Source organism: Micrococcus sp., from assembly GCF_030523875.1.
Taxonomy (GTDB): domain Bacteria; phylum Actinomycetota; class Actinomycetes; order Actinomycetales; family Micrococcaceae; genus Micrococcus.
Genome location: NZ_JAUNHR010000156.1, coordinates 1 through 2,123 on the forward strand (window position 1 = coordinate 1; position 2,123 = coordinate 2,123).

The 2,123-nt window shown below is 74.6% G+C and carries 6 protein-coding genes; all 6 read left to right on the top strand.

Features of this window, described 5'->3' with window-relative positions; translation table 11 throughout:
• Positions 1–317, top strand: a 317-nt coding sequence (locus Q4D18_RS11640; RefSeq protein ID WP_303128590.1) for a hypothetical protein, incomplete at its 5' end; no start/stop codon positions are given.
• Positions 314–688 (top strand): hypothetical protein, encoded by a 375-nt coding sequence (locus tag Q4D18_RS11645; RefSeq protein WP_303128592.1) that lies wholly within the window; start codon positions 314–316, stop codon positions 686–688. The genes Q4D18_RS11640 and Q4D18_RS11645, both read left to right, overlap by 4 nt.
• Positions 685–885 carry a hypothetical protein gene (locus Q4D18_RS11650; RefSeq protein WP_303128595.1) on the top strand — a complete coding sequence of 67 codons (201 nt, stop codon included), beginning with the start codon at positions 685–687 and terminating at the stop codon, positions 883–885. The genes Q4D18_RS11645 and Q4D18_RS11650 overlap by 4 nt, the downstream gene beginning before the upstream one ends.
• The gene (locus Q4D18_RS11655) at positions 882–1,409 is read left to right on the top strand and encodes a hypothetical protein (RefSeq protein WP_303128596.1); all 528 of its coding nucleotides are present in this window, start codon (positions 882–884) and stop codon (positions 1,407–1,409) included. Before Q4D18_RS11650 ends, Q4D18_RS11655 begins: the two co-directional genes overlap by 4 nt.
• Positions 1,406–1,831, top strand: a complete 426-nt coding sequence (locus Q4D18_RS11660; protein WP_303128598.1) for a hypothetical protein — start codon at positions 1,406–1,408, stop codon at positions 1,829–1,831. Before Q4D18_RS11655 ends, Q4D18_RS11660 begins: the two co-directional genes overlap by 4 nt.
• Positions 1,828–2,123: hypothetical protein (locus Q4D18_RS11665; RefSeq protein ID WP_303128600.1), on the top strand; the 296-nt coding region annotated here is incomplete at its 3' end. The genes Q4D18_RS11660 and Q4D18_RS11665, both read left to right, overlap by 4 nt.

Genomic DNA, 2,123 nt, shown 5'->3' on the forward strand with positions numbered 1-2,123 from the left:
GCTGGTGGACCCTCCGCGACACCTACGAGGCCGTCCTCGGCCTGGGCGACAGCTCCGAAGCCACCGCGGCTACCGCGCTCGCGGGCCGGTCCCTCGCGGAGCAGACCGCGCTATGGGTGCTGGCCTCGCTGCGGCCGGCGTCGCTGGGGTGCTGGGCGTACGAGCGGCCGGGCGGGCTCGCGCTCACCTGGTTCGAGCTGCGCCAGGCGCTGGGCTGGGAGTGGGTGGACCCGGAGGTCCGGGCGATCCGTGAGCTCGGCGCGGAGGACCCGCTGGCCCCGGCCTCCGCCGCCGAGGACGAGGGTGTGGCGGCGTGAGCGGCGGGTACCGGCACCGGGCCGCGCTGCCCCCACGTCTGCGCCTGGCCGCCTCGCACGCGGAGCAGGCCCGCCAGGACGCCGCCGCCGTGCGGCGCCGCAACGCGGAGCTCGAGGAGGCGCTGCGTCTGGCTCTGGACCAGCTCGAGGACGAGCGCCGGTCCTGCCGGTGCGGGTGGGAGCGGTCCGCCACGCCCACCCCCCTCACGAGGCCGGCCTACGACACCAGCCCGGCGGCCGGCACCCGGCGCCTCGAGGGCGCCGCCGACGAGATGGACGCCTGGCGGGCCGAGCACCCGGACTGGGACGGCCGCCGGCAACGCCAGCGCCGCGCCAAGGAGCGGCAGGCGGAGGAGGCGGTCGCGGCATGAGCCAGAAGACCGCGGCCACCTGGCACGGAGTCGCCTGTAACGGCCGCTGCTGCCGGAATCCGCACGGGGTGTGCCACCACGGCCGCGCGTGCGCGCATCACCTGAAGGAGTCCGCCCGGCAGGCCCGGGCGGAGCAGGAAGCCCAGATCATCGCGGACCTCGAGCGGGCCGCGTACCAGAGAGGAAGACGAGCATGACCGTCCAGCACACCCCCGCACACCCGGCCGGCCACCCGTTCCACGACCCGCGCGAGTGGGAGGGCCCGTACGAGATCGAGTCCGCAGCGGAGCGCATCGGTGCCGGCGATCTGGTGCGGGTCGATCGGGGCGCCACGTCCGTGATCGTCGTCGCCCACGAGCGGGACAAGGACGGCAACTGGCGAGACGCCTCGGCGGCGCTGATCCTCTCCGCGTTCGGCAGGCTGCGCCCGCACCAGTTCTGGCTGGTCCCCTCGCCCGGCCCGGAGCCTCTGCCGATCGAGCCGGGCCGTCTCATCTGGGCTGTGACCGACGTCGAGGGCTCCACTGCGGAGTGGCTCGTTCTCGGCGCGGACCTGCTGTTCTACGGACCCTTCGACGCGCCGGCTGACCCGGAGACCGGTGAAGAGCAGGTGGCGCCATGGCGAGTCGAGCCCTCGGGCATCCTCGCGTTCACCGACGAGGACGGCACCGCCTGGTCCCGTGAGGACGCGGCCTCGGCCTGGGCGGAGGTGCAGGCATGAGCACCACCCAGCACCCCCTGACCGAGACCGCCGCCGCCGAGCTGTCCAAGAAGTTCATGCCCGGGGTCGCCTTCCAGATCCTCGCCAGCGTCAGCCCCGAGGACCTCACGGAGTACGCCCGCCTGGCCTACGACCTGGCCCGCGAGCATGAGCGCGAGCACGCCCAGGCCCGCCCCGCCGAGGAAGTGGAACTGCCGGGCGAGCCGTGCGTCCTCACGGACGTCCGACTCCGGGAGGCGCTTGCCACTGGCCTGGCCCTGTGGACTGGCCTTGAAGTGGTCGCCGTCGGTTTCGACGGGTGCGCCCTCGTTTATCCCACCTGGGACATCACCGCCTTCACCCTCCCCGACGGCACCCGCGCCCGCCGCGACGGGGATCACGCCGACGGTGGGCCCCGGTTCGTGAAGGAGGCGACGGCGTGACCGCCCAGCTGATCACCCCGGTCGTGGCCGGCGCCCCGCTGGTCGAGCGGTTCCTGCCGTGCACGCACGGCGCGTCCATCACCGGCGTCGTCCTCCTGGACCGCGGCCGCTACGTCCTCTACCCGGAGGCGTACCTCGGCGCGGACGGCGCCTGGCACGTCCCGGGCATCATCACCGTCGTGGACCCGGCCCTGCTGGTCGCGTTCGTCGTGGTCGGCGACGCCGTGACGGTCCGCTACCAGCTCGTCCAGGCCGCCGACGGCGCCCACGAGGGGCGGGCCACGTGCCGCCC